Origin of the sequence: Streptomyces sp. NPDC046261 (assembly GCF_040646235.1) — a bacterium.
In the GTDB taxonomy this organism is placed as follows: Bacteria; Actinomycetota; Actinomycetes; order Streptomycetales; family Streptomycetaceae; genus Streptomyces.
The window spans coordinates 307120-323979 of sequence record NZ_JBEYZU010000005.1; the positions used below are offsets into that span (position 1 = coordinate 307120).

General features: G+C 74.9%; 3 protein-coding genes. All 3 read left to right on the forward strand.

All coding sequences use genetic code 11. The features are described from left to right. Positions 1-89 precede the first annotated feature (89 nt). From sbnA to ABZ956_RS12810, 3 genes are read left to right on the forward strand one after another with little or no spacing between them, the layout of a single operon-like run. Positions 90-1115 (forward strand): 2,3-diaminopropionate biosynthesis protein SbnA, encoded by a 1026-nt coding sequence (gene sbnA, locus ABZ956_RS12800; protein WP_361891213.1) that lies wholly within the window; start codon positions 90-92, stop codon positions 1113-1115. Next, entirely contained in the window at positions 1115-16009 is a 14895-nt protein-coding gene (locus tag ABZ956_RS12805) for an amino acid adenylation domain-containing protein (protein ID WP_361891216.1), read from the forward strand. The genes sbnA and ABZ956_RS12805 overlap by 1 nt, the downstream gene beginning before the upstream one ends. Then, entirely contained in the window at positions 16003-16824 is an 822-nt protein-coding gene (locus ABZ956_RS12810) for an ABC transporter permease (protein WP_361891219.1), read from the forward strand. The genes ABZ956_RS12805 and ABZ956_RS12810 overlap by 7 nt, the downstream gene beginning before the upstream one ends. Positions 16825-16860: the final 36 nt, after the last annotated feature.

The following is a 16860-nucleotide window of genomic DNA, read 5'->3' on the forward strand; positions in this document are numbered from 1 at the left end:
GGGACTTCGGAAAACATGAAGTCCTCGCCGTCGGCACGTACGCCCCTGAAGCGGCCGCCGCAGCCGACCGACCGGGTGGGAGTGGACGCATGCCAGTTATCACCACGCCGCAGGAATTCGACGTGGACGACCTGTTCGTCGACCTTCGACGGCTCTTCGGCCGTCCCCTGTACCTCAAGTGCGAGGGTTTCAATTTCGCCGGCTCCATCAAATTGCGAGCCGCGGGCGAGATGGTGGCCTCCGCCGAGCGCGCCGGAACGCTGCGGCCGGGGATGACGATCGTCGAGAGCTCCTCGGGAAACCTCGGGGTGGCGATCAGCCTGGTCGCGGCCAGCAGGGGATACCGCTTCGTCTGCGTCACCGACTCCCGTTGCACGTTCGCCTCCCGGCGGCTGATGCAGCGCCTGGGCGCCGAGGTCCAAGTGGTCACCGAGCCCCACCCGGAGCGCGGCCTGCTCGGCGCGCGTCTGGAGCGCGTCGGCCGGCTGTGCGCCGAGCACCGGGACTTCTACTGGCTCAACCAGTACGCCAACCCCGGCAACTGGACGGCGCACTACCAGACGACCGGACCCCAGATCGCGAAGGCGTTCCCGGAACTGGACGTCCTCTTCGTCGGCGCGGGCACCACGGGCACCCTGATGGGCTGCGCCCGGTTCTTCCGCGAGACGAATCCCTCGGTGACGATCGTCGGCGTCGACGCCGTGGGCTCGGTCAACTTCGGCGGCGAGCCGGGCACGCGCATGATCCCGGGACTGGGCACCAGCGTACGGCCGGAGATCCTCGACGACTCCTACGTGGACGACACGGTGCTCGTCCCGGAGATCGACACGGTGCGCGCCTGCCGGGCCCTGCTGCGCGAGGGATTCCTGCTCGGCGGCTCCACGGGCACCGTCCTCAGCGGCGCGGCCCGCTGGCTCGCGGCGAACCGGCCCGGCGGGCAGCTGACCGCGGTCGCGATCGCCCCCGACCTCGGCGAGCGCTATCTGGACACCGTCTACCACGACGCATGGGTGCGGGACGTCTACGGTCCCGGCGCCCTCGACGACAGCACGATCACGGCCACCGAAGCCGCCGGTCCGGTTCCGGTCGGCCCGACCTCCCCTTGGAGCCTGTGATGACCTCATTGCTGGGTACCGCACTGCCGCTGTCCGCGGGCCAGGTGGAGATCTGGCTCGACGCGAAGGACGCCGCCGGCAGCAACGCCTACAACTCCGCCGGCTACCTGGACATCCGCGGACCCCTGGACCACCGGCGCTTCGCCGCCGCGCTCGCCCGGCTCACCGACGAGGCCGAGTGCCTGCGCGCCCGCTTCACCGACGTCGACGGCGAACCGCGCCAGCTGCTGGAGCCGCTGCCCGACCTGCCGCTGACCGAGCTCGACGTCAGCGCCGAGCCGGACCCCGAGGACGCCGCCCTCGCCTGGATCCACGCGGACCTCGCCAGGCCCTACGACCTCGGCGACTTCCCGCTGTTCCGGCTCGCGCTCATCACGGTGGGCCCGCACCGGGCGTTGCTCTACCTGTGCGTGCACCACCTGCTGTGCGACGGGTTCAGCCAGACGATCCTGTGGCGCCGGCTGGCGCAGCTCTACGCCGTGGACGCCGGCGACGCGGCGGACGGCGCCCTGCCGCCGCTGCGTGAGCTCCTGGCCTCCGAGAGCGCCTACGCCGCCTCCGACCGGGCCCGGCGGGACGCGGAGTTCTGGCGGCGCCGCTTCCCCGAGCCGCCCGAGCCCGTCAGCCTCTCCCACCGGGACCCCTCGCCGGCCCCGCCGCAGGGCTTCCTGCGCAGGACCGCGACGCTGCCGGCCGCGACCGCGGAACTGCTGCGGGCGAGCGCGAGCCGGTCGGAGGTCACCTGGCCCACGGTGGTCATGGCGGCCGTCGCGGCCTACACCCAGCGCATGACCGGCGTCGAGGACATCCTGCTCACCCTGCCGGCCACCGCCCGCGGGGACGCGCTCCAGCGGTCCGTCCCCGGCATGATGGCCAACTACCCGCCGCTGAGGGTGCCCGTGCGGCCCGCGCTGACCAAGGCCGCCCTGCTCCGGCAGACCTCGCGCGAGCTCCTCCAGGTGCTGCGCCACCAGCGCCACCGCGTCAGCGCCATCCGCCGCGACAGCGGCCTGCGCGGCGACGACCGCAGGCCGTTCGGCCCGTTCGTCAACCTCCTGCCGCAGCAGGCCGAACTGACCCTCGGCCCCTGCGCCGCACGGGTCCACAACCTCTCGACGGGCCTGATCGACGACCTGATGGTCACCGTCGTCGAGAGCGCCGACGGCGGCATGGAGCTCCACCTCAACGGCAACCCCGACCGCTACACCGGGCAGGAGATCGCCGCGCACCTCGGCCGGCTCGCCGGCTTCGTCACCACGTTCGCCGCGGCCGACGCCGAACAGCCCGTCGGCGCCCTGGACATCGCCGCCTGGGACCGCGCCGCGTGGCTGCGCGCCGCCACCGGCCCCGAGCGGCCCGCGGAGTTCGACTGCCTGGCGGCCCGCGTCCGCGAGCTGGCCGCGCGGCAGCCGGACGCGCCGGCCGTCACCGAGGACGGCACCACCACCACCTACGCCCAGCTCGCCGGCCGGGCGAGCGCGCTCTCCCGCACCCTGCCCGGAGCCGGCCTGACCGGTGTGCTCGCCGCGCCCGGCGCCGCCTTCATCGCCTCGGCGCTCGGCGTCATCGGCGCGGGCGGGGCGTACGTGCCGCTGGACCCCCACGCGCCCGTCGCCCGGACCGCCGCCCTGCTCGCCGACCACGGCATCACGTGCCTGATCACCGACGCGCAGCACCGGGACCTCGCCCACGAGGCGGTCGCCGCCGCCGGCCGGCCGGTCCGTGTGCTCGTGCCCGACGGCACCGAGGACCGGCCCGACGACCTCGCCCCACTCGCCGGCTCCCCGCAGGACCTCGCCTACGTGATCTTCACGTCGGGGTCCACCGGCACACCCAAGGGCGCGATGGTGCACCGGGCCGGAATGATCAACCACCTGCTCGCCAAGGTCGACGACCTGGAGCTGACCGGCCGGGACCTCCTCGTCCACAACGCCCCCGTCACCTTCGACATCTCCGTCTGGCAGATGTTCGCCCCCCTCGCGGTCGGCGGCCGGGTACGCGTCGTCGGCCGGGACACCGCCGCCGACCCCGGCCTGCTGTTCCCGCTGGCCGCCGCCGAACGCGTCACCGTGCTCGAGGTCGTACCGTCCCTGCTGCGCGCCGCACTCGATGCCTGGGACGTCGCCGGCGGGGCGCCGGACCTGCCGGACCTGCGCCACCTCGTGGTGACGGGCGAGGCCCTGCCGGCCGCCCTGTGCCGGCGCTGGCACGCCCGCTACCCGCACATCCCCCTCGTCAACGCCTACGGCCCCACCGAGTGCTCGGACGACGTCACGCACGCCCGCATCCTCCCGGGCCGACCGGCACCCGGCGCGCCCGTCCCCATCGGCGCCCCGGTGCGCAACACCCGCCTGTACGTCCTCGGCGACGACCTGCGCCCCGTGCCGGCGGGCGCCGCCGGGGAGCTGTACGTCGGGGGCGCCGGCGTCGGCCGCGGCTACCTCGCCGACCCCGCGCGCACCGCGGGCGCCTTCGTCGCCGACCCCTTCGGGCCCGCCGGAACCCGCATGTACCGCACCGGCGACCGCGTGGTGTGGGGTGACGACCGCCAACTGGTGTTCCTGGACCGCCGGGACCACCAGGTGAAGATCCGCGGCCACCGCATCGAACTCAGCGAGATCGAGACGGCGCTGCGCGCGCTCGACGGCGTCGCGGACGCCGTCGTGCGCGTGGTCGGCGACGTGGGCGGGCACCGGCAGCTCGCCGGCTACTGCGTCCCGCGCGCCGGCACCACGCTGCACACCGGCGAGGTCCGCGAGCGACTGGCCCTGGTGCTCCCGGAGTACATGGTGCCGCAGACCCTGCTCGCCCTGGACGCCCTGCCGCTGACCGCCCACGGCAAGGTCGACCGCAAGGCGCTGCCCGATCCGCTGCCCCCGGCGCCGGCCGCCGCCCCGGTACGGCCCGGCGCGCCCCGCACCCGCGGGGAGGAGATCCTGTGCGAGGTGTTCGCCCAAGTCCTCGCCGTGCCGGACGTCGGCGCCGACGACGACTTCTTCGCCCTGGGCGGCGACAGCATCGGCTCCATCCAGGCCGTCAGCCACGCCCGCAAGGCCGGCCTGCTGATCACCCCCAAGCAGATCCGCAGACACCGCACGCCGGCGGCGCTCGCCGCCGTGGCCGCCGCCGGCGAAGGGGCCCCGCCCGTGGCGGACCAGGACGACACCGGGGAGATCGAACTCGCCCCTGTCGCCCATCAGTTGCGCGAGGACCTGGTGTCGCTCGACGCGCGCTCCCGGCAGTACAGCCAGTACGTCGTGCTCACCACCCCCGCCGGGCTGGACGCCGGCCGGCTCACCGAGGCCGCCGCCACCGTCCTGGACCACCACGCGTCCCTGCGCACCCGGCTCACCGTGCCGGCCGAGGGCCTGTGGTCGCTGGAGGCCCTGCCCCAGGGCTCCGTCGACGTCGCCGCGGTGGTGCGGCGCGTCGACGTCTCGGCCCTCGCCGGCGACCCGGACGCCCTGTCGGCCGCCGTCCGTGAACAGCTCTCCGCCGCCCGCGGCCGCCTCGACCCCGAAGCCGGGCTGGTGACCCAGCTGGTCCTGCTCGACGCCGGGCCCACCCGCCCCGGCCGGCTGGTCTGGCTCACCCACCACCTGTGCGTGGACGGCGTCTCCTGGCGCGTCCTGGTCTCCGACCTCGCCGCCGCCTGCCGGGGCAGCGCCCCCGACCCCGTCGGCACCTCCTACCGCACCTGGACCCGGCTGCTGGGCGAACAGGCCCGCACCGCCGGACGCGTCCGCGAATTCCCGTTGTGGACCGAGCAGCTGACCGGCGACGACCCACCGCTCGGCGACCGCCCCCTGGACCCGGCGCGCGACGTCTACGGCCGCGCCCACCGGCTCCGCGCCGAGCTGCCCGCCGACACCACCGCGGCCCTGCTCGCCTGCGCGCACCGCGCCTACGACGGCGAGATCAACGACCTGCTGCTGACCGGCCTGGCCCTCGCCGTCGACGACTGGCGCCGACGCCGCGGCCAGGACGCCGGCAGCGTGCTCGTCGAGCTGGAGGGGCACGGCCGCGAGCAGTTCACCGACGACGTCGACCTCTCCCGCACGGTCGGCTGGTTCACCAGCGTGCTGCCGGTGCGCCTGGAGACCGGCGGGACGCAAGGGGCGGCAGCGGTGGACCGGGTGCGGCAACAGGTGCGCCGGCTGCCCGACCACGGCCTCGGCTTCGGACTGCTGCGCCACCTCAACCCCCAGACCGTCGCCTCGCTCGCCCGCCACGGCGTGCCGGAGATCGGCTTCAACTACCTCGGCCGGTTCCCCGCCGGCACCGCCGCCGGGGACTGGTCCTACGACACCGCCCACGCCGTCGTCGGCACGGGCGCGCACCCCGACATGCCGCTGCGGCACGTCCTCGCGGCCACCCCGGTGACCGAGGACCGGCCGGACGGGCCGCACCTGGTCGCGGACTGGATCTGGGCGCCGGACCTGCTGGCCGACGAGGACGCCGAGGACATCGCCCAGTCCTTCTTCCGCGCCCTGGAGAGCCTGGTGGCGGCCGCCTCCGCCGGGCCGCCGGAAGAGCTCCTGCCGCTGTCGCCGCTGCAGGAGGGCCTGCTCTTCCAGGCCGAACTCGACAAGCAGGGCACGGACGCCTACCTCCTCCAGGTCATCATCGACATCGACGGCCCCTTCGACGCCGCCGCGCTGCGTGCCGCGGCCGACGCGCTGCTGGCCCGCCACGCCGGGCTGCGGGTGTCCTTCCCGGACCGCCCGGGCCAGGCACCAACGCAGGTCGTGGCGCCCGAGGCCACGGTGGGCTGGACCGAGACCGACCTGTCCGGCCTGCCCACAGAGGCCGAACGGGAGGCGGAGACGGCACGCCTGACCGACGCCGACTGGGCGCGCGGCTTCGACGTGACGGCGCCCCCGCTGGTGCGCTTCACCGTGATCCGCCTGGCCCCCGGCCGGGTACGGCTGCTGTGGACCCTGCACCACCTGCTGGTCGACGGCTGGTCGATGGGCATCCTCGCCCACGAACTGTTCGCCCTCTACGCCGGCGGGGCCGACCCCCGCGCCCTGCCCGCCGCACCGGCCTACCGGGACTACTTCACCTGGCTCGCCGCCCAGGACACCGAAGCGGCACGCGCGGCGTGGCGCACCGCCCTGGACGGCGTCACCGAACCCACCCGCCTCGCGCCCGCCGCACAGCCGCACCACCCCAGGCCGCCCGAGACCGCCGGCGTCGAACTGTCCGAGGACCTCACCGCGGAGCTCCTCGCCTTCGCCCGCCGCCACCGCCTGACCCTCAACACCGTCCTCCAGGGCTGCTGGGCGGTGCTCCTGGGCCGGCTGACCGGCCGCACCGACGTCGTCTTCGGAGCGGTCAGTTCCGCACGACCGCCCGAACTCCCCGGCATCGACTCCATGGTCGGCCTGTTCCTGAACATGCTGCCGGTCAGGGCCCGGCTCGACGCGGCCGTGCCGTTCGCCGACCTCCTGGCCACGCTCGACGAGCAGCAGACGGACCTCCTGGAACACCAGCACATCGGCCTGGCCGAAATACAGCGCCTCGCCGGCGTCGGCGAGCTCTTCGACACCGTCTTCAGCTTCCAGAACCAGCCCAGGGCCGACATCGCCGGCCTCGACGCCCTGGTCCCGGACCTGCGGCTGAGCAACGGCGAGACCCGGCTCGCCGCCGAGCGCGGCCTCGGCCTGCTGGTCCACCCCGGCCGCCGGCTGACCCTCAACGCCCAGTACCGGCCCGACGTGTACGCACGCGAAGCGATCACCGACCTGCTGGACCGGCTCGTCCACGTGGTGCGCACCCTCCTGGCGCAGCCGCGGATCCCGCTGGGCGACGTGGGACTGCTCGCCCCCGAGGAGCGCGGACGGATCCTGGGCGACTGGGCCGGCCACGCCGCCCCCGCACCCCGCACCGTCGTCCCCGACCTGTTCGCCGCCCGCGCCGCGGCCACGCCGGACGCCGTGGCCGTGGTCTCCGGGAACCACGAACTGACCTACCGCGAGCTCGACCGCGCCGCCAACCGCCTGGCACGACTGCTGATCTCCCGCGGCGCCGGACCGGAACGGATCGTCGCCCTCGCCGCGGCCGACCCGGTCACCATGACGACCGCCATCCTGGCCGTCCTGAAGGCCGGCGCCGCGTACCTGCCCATCGACCCCAAGTACCCCGCCGACCGCATCGCCTTCATGCTGTCCGACAGCCGGCCCGCGCTGCTGCTCACCACCGGCGACCTGGCGCCACGGCTGACGGGCGGCGCCCACGACGTGCTGCTGCTCGACGCCCCGGAGACCGCCGCGCTCCTCGACGGCCTGCCCGACACCACGCCCCTGGACGCCGACCGGACCGCTCCGCTGCACCCCCGGCACCCGGCGTACGTCATCTACACCTCCGGCTCCACCGGCCGGCCCAAGGGCGTCATCGTCGACCACTCGGGCTTCGCCGCGATGGTGGCCAGCCTCATCGAGCGGTTCGGCGTGGACGGCGACACCAGGGTGCTGAAGTTCGCCTCGTTCAGCTTCGACGCCTCGGTATGGGAGCTCAGCCTCTCCCTGCTCGGCGGCGGCACGCTCGTCGTGGCCGACGAGGAGTGCCGCGTCCCGGGCCGGCCGCTGGTCGACCTGCTGCACCGGCACCGGGTGAACCTCGCCGGCCTGCCGCCGGTGGTCGCCGCCGCGCTGCCGGAGGGCGCACAGCTGCCCGCCGACATGACCATGGTGGTCGCCGGCGAGGCCTGCCCGCCGCACGTGGTGGCCCGCTGGGCGGACCGGCTGCGGATGTTCAACGGCTACGGGCCCACGGAGGCCGTGCTCGCCTCCACGGTCAGCGACCGGCTGCACGGCTCCGGCCGCCCGCCGATCGGCCGCCCGACCGCCGCCCACCGCGTCTACGTGCTGGACGACGCCCTGCGGCCCGTCCCGGCCGGCGTGGTCGGCGAGCTCTACGTCGCCGGCAACCTGGCCCGCGGCTATCTGCACCGGCCCGCCCTGACCGCCGAACGGTTCGTGGCCGACCCCTACGGCCCCGCAGGCGAACGCATGTACCGCACCGGCGACCTGGCCCGCTGGGACCAGGACGGCCGGCTCGACTACGCCGGCCGCGCCGACGACCAGGTGCAGCTGCGCGGCTTCCGGATCGAGCTCGGCGAGATCGAGGCCGCGCTCACCGCGCACCCCGACGTCGCCCAGGCCGCCGCCGTCGTGCGGAGCGAGGACGGCGACGAGGACCGCCTGGTCGCCTACGTGGTCACCGCGACGGGCGGCGCCACCGACCCGATGGCGCTGCGCGAGGGCCTCGCCGCGGCCCTGCCCGAGTACATGGTGCCCGCGGCGGTCGTCGTCCTCGACGAACTGCCGCTGACCCCGCAGGGGAAGCTGGACCGCAAGGCGCTGCCCGCGCCCGGGAGCGTCACGGCCCCCCGGGGCCGGGGCCCGCGCACCCCGGTCGAGGAGATCCTCTGCGCGATCTTCGCGGACGTGCTCGGCACGACGGCCGGCGTCGGCATCGACGACGACTTCTTCGAGCTGGGCGGGCACTCCCTGCTGGCCACCCGGGTGGTCAGCAGGGCCCGGTCGGCGCTGGCCGCCGAGCTGCCCATCCGTACCCTCTTCGAGGAGCGGACCGTGGCGGGCATCGCCCGGCAACTCGCCGCCGGCGGCGAGGTCCGCCCGCCCCTGCGGCCCGCGGACCGGGACGCCTCCCACGCGGACGCGCACCTTCCGCTGTCCTTCACCCAGCTGCGGCTGTGGTTCCTCAACCGGCTCGAAGGCCCGGACTCGGCGGCGTACAACGCCTCGGTCGCCGTGCGGTTGTCGGGCGAGGTGGACGTGGCGGCGCTGGACGCGGCGCTGGGGGATGTGGTGGGGCGGCACGAGAGCCTGCGGACGGTGTTCCCCGAGGTCGACGGCGAGCCGCGCCAGCGGGTGCTGGACGCCTGGGGCGGGCTGACCGTGCGCGAGGTGACGCGCGAGACGCTGGACGAGGCGTCGGCGGCCGAGGCCGCCCGGGGCTTCGACCTGTCGGCGGACCTACCGGTACGCGCCGTGCTGCTGCGCGTCGACGCCACGGAGCACCTGCTCCTGCTGATCGTCCACCACATCGCCTGGGACGGCTGGTCCATGGCACCCCTGGCGCGTGACGTATCGGTGGCCTACGCGGCGCGGTGTGCGGGCCAGGCGCCGCGGTGGGAGCCGCTGCCGGTGCAGTACGCGGACTACACGCTGTGGCAGCGTGAGCTGCTCGGCGACGAGGCCGATCCGCAGAGCCTGGCGGCACGCCAGTTGGCGTACTGGCGGGAGAACCTGGCCGGTGCGCCGGAGGAACTGGCGTTGCCCTTCGACCGTCCCCGGCCGCCGGTGACCTCCCACCGGGGCGGGACCGTACCCTTCCGCGTCGGCGCCCAGGCACACCGGGGCCTTGCGGCACTGGCCCGCGAAACCGGCGCGTCGGTGTTCATGGTGCTTCAGGCGGGGCTGGCGGCGCTGTTGTCGCGGCTGGGCGCGGGGGAGGACGTGCCGATCGGTTCGCCCATCGCCGGCCGTACCGATGACGCGCTGGACGAACTGGTGGGCTGCTTCATGAACACCCTCGTCCTGCGCACCGACGTCTCCGGCGACCCCACCTTCCGCACCCTGCTCGACCGCGCACGGGAGACCTGCCTGGCCGCCTACGCCCACCAGGACGTACCGTTCGAGCGGCTCGTCGAGGCGCTGGACCCGACCCGCTCCATGGGACGCAACCCGCTGTTCCAGGTCATGCTGGTGCTGCAGAACAACGCCGAGGCCACCCTGGACCTCCCCGGCGTACGGGCGGCCTTCGAGCCGCCGGCGGCCGAGGCGGTCAAGTTCGACCTGTCCTTCTTCCTGGTGGAGCGCCACGGCACGGACGGCGCGCCCACCGGCTTCGACGGATTCCTCGAGTACAGCGCCGACGTGTTCGACGCGTCGACCGCCCGGACGCTCACCGACAGGCTCGTGCGACTCCTGGAACAGGTCGCGCACGACCCCGACCGGCGGCTGGGACAGCTGGAGGTGCTTTCCGCACCGGAGCGCCGGCAGGTGCTGTCCACATGGAACGACACCGCCGGCGGCCACCCGGACGTGCCGCTCCCGGCGGTGTTCGCGGCCCAGACCGCCCGCACCCCCGACGCCGTCGCGGTCGTGGCGGGCAGGGCAGGAGGGGCAGGAGAGGCGGCGCTGACGTACGCCGAACTCGACGCCCGCGCCAACCGGCTGGCCCGGCACCTGATCCGGCTCGGCATCGGCCCCGAGCGGACCGTGGCACTGGCCCTGCCGCGCTCGCCCGAGCTGATGGTGGCGCTGCTGGCCGTGCTCAAGGCCGGCGGGGCGTTCCTGCCGCTCGACCTGGCCTACCCGGCGGAGCGGCTCCGGCTGATGCTCGACGACGCCGACCCGGCCCTGCTGATCACCGACACACCGACCGCCGCCCGGCTCCCGCGCACCACCGTGGCCCGGCTGCTGACGGACGACCCCGCCACCGGGCGGGCGGCCGCCGCACTCTCCGCGGACGCCGTCACCGACGCCGAGCGGACCGCCCCGCTGCTGCCCGGACACCCCGCCTACATCATCTACACCTCGGGCTCGACGGGACGGCCCAAGGGCGTGCTCGGACTGCACCGCGCCCTGGTCAACCGGCTGACGTGGTTCGCGGAGGAGTTCCCCGCCCAGCGCACCGCCGCGATCTGCGCCAAGTCGCCCGTCAGCGTCATCGACGGGATCACCGAACTCCTGGCCCCGCTGCTGTCCGGCGGCCGGGTCGTCCTGGTCGACGCCGACACCGCGCGCAGCGTGCCCGACCTGGCGGCGGCCGTCGTCCGGCACGGCGTCGCACGGCTGACCGTCGTGCCCAGCCTGCTGAACGCCTTCCTCGACAGCGGCGAGCTCTCCCGCATGGCCGGCTGCACGGTGTGGATCTGCAGCGGCGAGCAGCTCCCCGCCGCCACCGTCGCCCGGTTCCACGCCTGCCTGCCCTCGGCCCGGCTCGTCAACTTCTACGGCGCCTCCGAAGTCGGCGCCGTCGCCACCCGCGACGACGTCCGCAGCGCCACGGCCCCCGGCTCCGACACCCTCATCGGCCGCCCGATCTGGAACACCCGGGCGTACGTGCTGGACGCGGGGCTGCGGCCGGTCGCCCCGGGCGTGGTGGGCGAGCTGTACCTGGCGGGCGCGGGCCTGGCGCGCGGATACGCGGGGCGCGCAGGCCTCACCGCGGCACGGTTCGTGGCCTGCCCGTTCGGGCCGGGCGAGCGGATGTACCGCACCGGGGACCTGGTGCGGTGGACCGCCGACGGACAGCTGGTGTTCCTCGGCCGCGCCGACGAGCAGATCAAGGTGCGCGGCTTCCGCGTCGAGCCCGGCGAAGTCGAGGCCGCCCTGACCGCGCACCCCTCCGTCGGCCAGGCCGTCGTCGTGACCCGGCCGGACGGCCCCGGCGGCGACGTGCTCGTCGGCTACGTCGTGCCCCCGGCCGCGGGGGAGCCGGTCGATCCCGCAGGCGTCCGCGAGTTCGTGGCGAGGCGGCTGCCGGAGTACATGGTGCCGGCGGTGATGGTGCTCGACGCCCTGCCGTTCACCCCGAGCGGCAAGGTCGACCGCAAGGCCCTGCCCGCACCGGACTTCGCCGCGGACGCCGCCTCCCGCAAGCCGCGGGACCCGGTCGAGGAGATCCTGTGCCAACTGTTCGCCCAGGTGCTGGGGCTGAACCGGGTCGGCATCGACGACAGCTTCTTCGACCTCGGCGGCCACTCCCTCCTCGCCACCAAGCTCGTCAGCCGCACCCGCACCGCCCTGGGCACGGCACTGTCGGTCCGCGACGTCTTCGAGGCACCGACCGTCGCCGGGCTCGCCGGCCGGCTCCACAAGGACCGCGCCCTGCGCCCCGCACTGCGCCCGGCGGCCCGCCCCGGGGCGCTGCCGCTGTCCTCGGCGCAACGCCGGCTGTGGTTCCTCAACCGGCTGGAGGGCCCCGCCTCGGCGGCGTACAACATGCGCTTCGCGGTGCGGTTGTCCGGTGAGCTGGACGTGGCAGCGCTGGACGCGGCCCTGGGGGATGTGGTGGGGCGGCACGAGAGCCTGCGGACGGTGTTCCCCGAGGTCGACGGCGAGCCACGGCAGCGGGTGCTGGACGCCTGGGGCGGGCTGACCGTGCGCGAGGTGACGCGCGAGACGCTGGACGAGGCGTCGGCCGCCGAGGCCGCCCGGGGCTTCGACCTGACGGTGGAGACACCCGTACGCGCCGTGCTGCTGCGCGTCGACGCGGCCGACCACCTGCTGCTCCTGGTGGTCCACCACATCGCCGCCGACGGCTGGTCGCTCGCCCCCTTGGCACGTGATGTGTCGGTGGCGTACACGGCGCGATGCGCGGGCCAGGCACCGCGGTGGGAGCCGCTGCCGGTGCAGTACGCGGACTACACGCTGTGGCAGCGTGAGCTGCTCGGCGACGAGGCCGATCCGCAGAGCCTGGCGGCGCGGCAGTTGGCGTACTGGCGGGAGAACCTGGCCGGTGCGCCGGAGGACCTGGCGTTGCCGTTCGACCGTCCGCGTCCGGTGGTGACCTCGCACCGGGGCGGGACCGTACCGTTCCGGGTGGATGCCGGGACGCACCGCGCGCTGGCCGGATTCGCCCGCTCGGCAGGGGCTTCCCTGTTCATGGTGTTGCAGGCGGGGCTGGCGGCGTTGCTGTCGCGGCTGGGGGCGGGGGAGGACGTGCCGATCGGTTCGCCCATCGCCGGGCGCACGGATGACGCGCTGGACGAGCTGGTGGGCTGCTTCATGAACACCCTCGTCCTGCGCACCGACGTCTCCGGCGACCCCACCTTCCGCACCCTGCTCTCACGGACCCGCGAAACGGCCCTCGCGGCCTTCGAGAACCAGGACGTACCCTTCGAGCGGCTGGTCGAGGTGCTCGACCCCGAGCGCTCCATGGGACGCAACCCGCTGTTCCAGGTCATGCTGGTGCTGCAGAACAACGCCGAGGCCGCCCTGGACCTCCCCGGCCTACGGGCGGCGGCGCACCCGGTCGCCACCGACACCGCCAAGTTCGACCTGTCCCTCACCGTCGGCGAACACCTCTCCGAGGACGGGGACCCGGCCGGAATCGGCGGCGTGCTCGAGTACAGCGCCGACGTCTTCGACGCCTCGACCGCCCGGTCGCTCGCCGCCCGGCTCGCGCGGCTGCTGGAACAGGCCGCCCAGGACCCGGACGTACCGCTGGGACAGCTGGACGTCCTCCACCCGTCGGAGCGCCGGCGGATCCTGCGGGAATGGAACGACACCGCACGGCCGGCGCCCGACGTCGCGACGGTGCCGCAGGCGCTGCGCCGGCGCGTCGCCCGCACCCCCGACGCGGTCGCGGTCGTGGCGGGCGGGGCAGGAGGGGCAGGAGAGGCGGCGCTGACGTACGCCGAACTCGACGCCCGCGCCAACCGGCTGGCCCGCCACCTGATCGCGCTCGGCGCCGGCCCCGAGCGGCTGGTGGCCCTGGCCCTGCCCCGGTCGGCGGACATGGTGGTGGCCATGCTGGCCGTCCTTGCCAGCGGCGCCGCCTACCTGCCGGTCGACCCGGCCCACCCGGCCGGCCGGATCCGGCTGGTGCTCGACGACGCCGGCCCCGCCCTGCTGGTGACCGACTCCGCCGTCGCCGCGACGCTGCCGGAGACCGCGGTACCCCGGCTGGTCCTCGACGACCCCGAGGTGGCCCGGGCCGTGGCCGGCCGGAGCGCGGACGCCCTGACCGACGCCGACCGGGCGGCACCGCTGCTCGAACGGCACCCGGCCTACGTGCTCTACACCTCCGGCTCCACCGGGCGCCCCAAGGGCGTGATGATCGAGCACCGCTCGCTGACCAACTTCCTGCTGGACATGTGCGAGCGGTTCCCGATGCGGCCGGACGACCGGCTGCTGGCCGTCACCACCTGGTCCTTCGACATCGCGGCACTGGAGGTTTACGTTCCGCTGCTCTCGGGCGCCGGCGTGGTGATCGGACCGGACGGCATCGCCCTGGACCCGGCCGCCCTGGCCGACGTCGTCGAGCGGGACCGGGTCACGGTCATGCAGGCCACCCCCGCGCTGTGGCAGGAACTCCTCGACCGCGACCCGGACGTCGTACGGGGGCTGCGCTTGCTCGTCGGCGGCGAGGCGGTCCCCGCCGCGCTGGCCGCCGCCCTCACGGCCCGCGCCGAGCAGGTCACCAACCTGTACGGGCCGACCGAGACCACGATCTGGTCGACGGCGGCCGGCCTCACCGGGCAGGCGCCGGTGACCCTGGGCCGCCCGATCCGCAACACGCGGGCGTACGTGCTGGACGCGGGGTTGCGGCCGGTCGCCCCGGGGGTGGTGGGCGAGTTGTACCTGGCGGGCGCGGGCCTGGCGCGTGGATACGTGGGGCGCGCCGGCCTGACGGCGGCACGGTTCGTGGCCTGCCCGTTCGGGCCGGGCGAGCGGATGTACCGCACCGGGGACCTGGTGCGGTGGACCGCCGACGGACAGCTGGTGTTCGCCGGCCGCGCCGACGAGCAGGTCAAGGTGCGCGGCTTCCGGGTCGAGCCCGGCGAGGTCGAGGCCGCCCTGCTGACGCACCCCCGCGTGGGCCGGGCCGTGGTCGTCGCCCGCCCGGACGGCCCCGGCGGCACGGCCCTGGTGGGTTACGTCGTACCCGCCGCCGGCGGGACAGTGGACACCGCGGCGGTGCGCGAGCACGTGGCCGGGCGGCTGCCGGAGTACATGGTGCCGTCCCTGACGGTGCTGGAGGCGCTCCCGCTGAGCCCGAGCGGCAAGGTGGACCGCAAGGCCCTGCCCGCACCGGACTTCACGGCCGGGACGGCCTCGCGGGAGCCGCGGGGCCCGGTCGAGGAGACGCTGTGCGCCCTGTTCGCCCAGGTACTGGGGCTGAACCGGGTCGGCGTCGACGACAGCTTCTTCGACCTCGGCGGCCACTCCCTGCTGGCCGTCAGGCTGGTCAGCCGGGCCCGGGCCGCCGGCCTGCGGCTGTCCGTCGCGGACGTGGTCCTGCACCGTACGGTCGCCGAACTGGCCCCCCGGGCCCGGCAGGAGGCACCTGCCGCGCGGGAGGACCTCGACCCGTTCGCCACCGTGCTGCCGATCCGGCCGCACGGCACCGGCACCCCGCTGTTCTTCCTGCACAGCGGCCTCGGCTTCAGCCTCGCCTACACGGGGCTGGCCCGGTACCTCGACGCCCGCCACCCGCTGTACGGCCTGCAGTCGCCGGCCGCCGGCGGCACCGCGCCCCCGCCCACCGACATCCGCGAGGTCGCCGCCGACTGCGTCCGCACCATCCGGCGGCTGTGGCCGCACGGCCCGTACCGGCTGCTCGGCTGGTCCTACGGCGGCGTGCTGGCCCACGAGATCGCCGTCCAGCTGCAGGAGGCCGGCCGGCACGTCGACTTCCTCGCCGACCTCGACGGCTACCCCGGGCGCACGGGCCGCGACGACAGCGGCCAGGACGACCGGGAGCTGCTGCTGCGGGCGCTGGAGGCGCTCGGCCACGGCCGGGACGGCTTCACCGGCCGGGACGTGACGCCGGCCGGACTCCTCGACGTCCTCAGGCACACCGGCAATCCGCTGGCCGAACTCGGCGAGCAGGGCGTGCTGAACGTGCTGCGGGTGGTCCGGGCCCACGGCACGCTGCTCGAAGGCTTCACCCCCGGCCGCTTCGCCGGCGACATGCACCTGTTCACGGCGACCGAGGAGTGGAGCCAGGACGAACTCGCCGGCCACATCGCACGCTGGGAACGGCACGTCGCCGGCGACCTGCGCGTCCACCCGGTGGCCTGCCGTCACGAGTACCTGATGCACCCCGAACCACAGGCCCTCGTCGGGCGGGCGGTCGAGGCCGCGCTCCGCCGCCTCGACGCCAACCCGAACGGCGGTCGGTCATGGTGACCCTCACCGACACACGGCGGCCCACGGCGCTGCCGGACCTGCTCGTGGAGTCCCTCGCGGTGGCCGGCAGAAGGCTGCGGCGCCTGCGCCGGGGCCCCGGCCGGCTCATCGGCCTGGTGATGAACCCCCTCGTCTCGATGATCGTCCTGGGCTATCTGTTCCAGGGCTCGCTGTCGATCTCCGGGCAGGGCAGCTACCAGGAGTACATCTTCGCGGGCGTCGCCGCGCAGGCCGGCCTCGCCGGCATCGGCCCGACGGCGGTGGCCGTCGCCGCGGACCGGCGCGGCGGCCTCGTCGACCGGTTCCGCAGCCTGCCCATCACCAGATCCGCGGTCCTGGTCGGCCATACCCTCGGCGATCTGGTCGTCGGCCTGATCGGGCTGGCCGTCGTCACGGCGTTCGGGCTCGGGTTCGGCTGGCGGCCGCACGGCGGAGCGCTCGCCGTGCTCGCCGGATTCGCCGTCCTCGCCGCCTTCATGTACGCCATGCTGTGGGTCGGCGTGATGCTGGGGATGTTCTCGCGCAACCTCGAGACGATCAACGTCTTCGCCGGGCTGGTCACGGTCCTCTTCACGTTCCTGTCGAACGCCTTCCAGTCCGTCGACCGGCTGCCGGGCTGGCTCCGGCCGGTCGCGGAGTGGAACCCCGTCAGCGCCGTGGTCACGGCCGTCAGAGAACTGTGGGGGAACCCCGTCGCCGGCGCGGGCGGCTTCCCCGCGCAGCACGCCTGGCTGGCCATCGCCCTCTCCCTCGGCGTCGTCTTCCTGCTCACCGTCCCCTTGAGCCTGCGCCGTTACCGATCCGCCGACCACTGACCCACCGACCACTGATCCGCCGACAGAAAGGCTGGC